Source organism: Roseomonas sp. TAS13, assembly GCF_001950415.1.
Lineage (GTDB): Bacteria > Pseudomonadota > Alphaproteobacteria > Acetobacterales > Acetobacteraceae > Roseomonas > Roseomonas mucosa.
In genome coordinates this window covers 1-1,993 of record NZ_BDLP01000567.1, presented here as the reverse complement: position 1 = coordinate 1,993, position 1,993 = coordinate 1, and the positions used below count along the sequence as shown (strand labels likewise).

At 73.0% G+C, this 1,993-nt stretch carries 4 protein-coding genes; all 4 read right to left on the bottom strand.

What is annotated here, in order from left to right; translation table 11 throughout:
- Nucleotides 1–45 precede the first annotated feature (45 nt).
- The 4 genes from ROTAS13_RS23660 to ssb all read right to left on the bottom strand — a co-directional run bounded on the left by ROTAS13_RS23660 (nucleotide 46) and on the right by ssb (nucleotide 1,585).
- Nucleotides 46–432, bottom strand: coding sequence for a hypothetical protein (locus tag ROTAS13_RS23660; RefSeq protein ID WP_027297326.1), 387 nt, complete (start codon nucleotides 430–432; stop codon nucleotides 46–48).
- The gene (locus ROTAS13_RS23655; RefSeq protein WP_027297325.1) at nucleotides 432–692 is read right to left on the bottom strand and encodes a hypothetical protein; all 261 of its coding nucleotides are present in this window, start codon (nucleotides 690–692) and stop codon (nucleotides 432–434) included. The genes ROTAS13_RS23660 and ROTAS13_RS23655 overlap by 1 nt, the downstream gene beginning before the upstream one ends.
- 11 nt (nucleotides 693–703) lie before the next feature.
- Nucleotides 704–982: a hypothetical protein gene (locus ROTAS13_RS23650; protein ID WP_027297324.1), complete on the bottom strand. Its 279-nt coding sequence runs from the start codon at nucleotides 980–982 to the stop codon at nucleotides 704–706.
- A 108-nt stretch (nucleotides 983–1,090) separates the two neighbouring features.
- Nucleotides 1,091–1,585 carry a single-stranded DNA-binding protein gene (gene ssb, locus ROTAS13_RS23645; RefSeq protein WP_027297323.1) on the bottom strand — a complete coding sequence of 165 codons (495 nt, stop codon included), beginning with the start codon at nucleotides 1,583–1,585 and terminating at the stop codon, nucleotides 1,091–1,093.
- Nucleotides 1,586–1,993 lie beyond the last annotated feature (408 nt).

Sequence of the window (1,993 nt, the reverse complement as noted above, 5' to 3'; positions counted from 1 at the left end):
GGTTCTTCCGGGTGTGGAGTGAAGCGGGGAGCCGCGCACCGGCCGTCAGGCCGGGCGGGCCGGGATCGCGGGCGGCCGGGACCGCGGGTTGTCGGGCCAGCCGAGGCCCTCGTCCTCGTGCAGCTGCAGGGTGCGGATGGCGACGGTGGCGCGGCGGCCGTCGCGCAGCGAGCGGACCAGGGCCAGGTCGGTGCGGTTGGCGACAGCGAGGCTGAGCCAGTGGCCGGTTGCGGGATCGCGGCGGGCGGCATGGTAATGGCCGTTGAGGAAGGCCTCGACGATCCACGGGGCGCGGCAGACAGCGACGCCGCGATAGCGGTCGCGCCAGTGGCCGTCGTCCTGGAGGTAGAAGACCGCCCCGATGGCGACGGTGCCGACGCCGAGGGGGTTGTCGCCGCCGAGGCGGCGCGGGGCGTGGTACTGGCGCAGCATCAGGATGGCTCCCCCTCGACGGGGAAGTCCGCGCCGTCCACCGGCTCGATGCGGGCGATGGCGCAGGCGAAGGAGCCGGAATACCCGGAGTGTCCCTCCTCGGCATCGGCCTGTGCCGCGGCGGTATCGAAGTCGACGCCGCCGGTCATGCCCGTGTCCTCGGCGTGGCGCCTGGCCGCCGCCTCGGTGGCGAAGGGCCCGAAGAAGCGCGGCGCGTTGCCGAGGATCGGGTCCGGATCGAAGATCAGCACGAAGGTCATGGCGTCGCTCCTCAGAAGGGGATCTCGCTGTCGTCGAAATCGGGCAGCGGGGGCGGCCGGTAGCCGGGGGTGCGGAGGCTGTAGCCGTCGCAGAGGCTGCGGAGCGCCCGGTGGTTCCCCAGCAGGTTCGCGGCCTCGCGGCACACGAAGGCGTAGGGGTGGACCGTGGACAGGTCGTGGCAGCGGCCGACGGCGCCCTGGAATCCCTCCTCGTGGACGTCGTGGAAGACCAGGGTGGTGAGCGCGCGCGGGCGCGGCAGCGCCCCGGAGGCGAGCGGGGTGGTGGACATCGGACGGAATCCTCGTGTGCCGGGGCGGCCGCCTGGCCGACCGGCGAAGGAAGGGATGGGATCGGGTGAAGGCCGCCGGGCGCCCCGAAGGGCGCCCAGCCGGGCCGCTCAGAACGGCACGTCGTCGTCCAGGTCGGCAGCGCGCACCTTGGCCGGGGCGGCACGGCCACGGGCCCGGCGCGCGGCACCGCCGGCGGGAGCATCGGCGGCGGGAGCATCGCCGGAGGCAGGTTCCTCCCGGCCGCCCGAGGCGGGGGCATCGGCCAGGAAGGTGAAGACACCGTGGAAGGGGCGCAGCGCGATCTCGGTGCTGTAGCGGTCGTTGCCCTCGCGGTCCTGCCACTTCCGGGTTTCGAGCTTGCCCTCGATGTAGACCAGCGCCCCCTTGCGGGCGTGCTGGGCCACGACGTCGCCGAGGCCCTCGGTGAAGATCGAGACCCGGTGCCACTCGGTGCGCTCCTGGCGCACGCCGGAGCGGTCCTTCCAGGTTTCGCTGGTGGCGATGCTCAGGCTGACCACCTGGCCGCCGTTGGTGAAGTGGCGCGTCTCGGGGTCAGCGCCCAGGCGACCGATCAGCGTGACCTTGTTGAGCGAACCAGCCATCGTCGTACCCTCTTCATCTCTCTCCCCCAGGAGGCTTCCGGCCCGTGCCGGTCGTCTCTCCTCGGGTGCGGTCGACCAGAGACGCGGCGGCGGGCGGGCCTACCCCTGAGGCGTGCGAGGGAGGGGGCGGGGGTTGCGACGAAGCGGGGCAAGGCCCCGCGCGCGGCGCGGCCCCGGCGCCTGACCGAGAAGGCCAAACCGCAGGCGCTTTCCCCGGCTACGGGGAAAGCGGGGGTAGGCCCGGCCGGCGACGTGGCTCAGACCTCAGCAACCCGAGGAGAGACGACCGGCACGGGCGGATTGACGATACAGTTCTGGCCATTCCCGTCTCTCGGACGCTCCTCCCCTCCCCCATCCCTCCCGTTCTCCTTCCCCCTTTCTCGTCTCTCCTTTCCCCCATCAGGCGGC

Bases quoted from the DNA above. Each gene is read 5' to 3' on its own strand.
- ROTAS13_RS23660 (WP_027297326.1), bottom strand. From the start codon at position 432: ATGCTGCGCCAGTACCACGCCCCGCGCCGCCTCGGCGGCGACAACCCC.
- ROTAS13_RS23655 (WP_027297325.1), bottom strand. From the start codon at position 692: ATGACCTTCGTGCTGATCTTCGATCCGGACCCGATCCTCGGCAACGCG.
- ROTAS13_RS23650 (WP_027297324.1), bottom strand. From the start codon at position 982: ATGTCCACCACCCCGCTCGCCTCCGGGGCGCTGCCGCGCCCGCGCGCG.
- ssb (WP_027297323.1), bottom strand. From the start codon at position 1,585: ATGGCTGGTTCGCTCAACAAGGTCACGCTGATCGGTCGCCTGGGCGCT.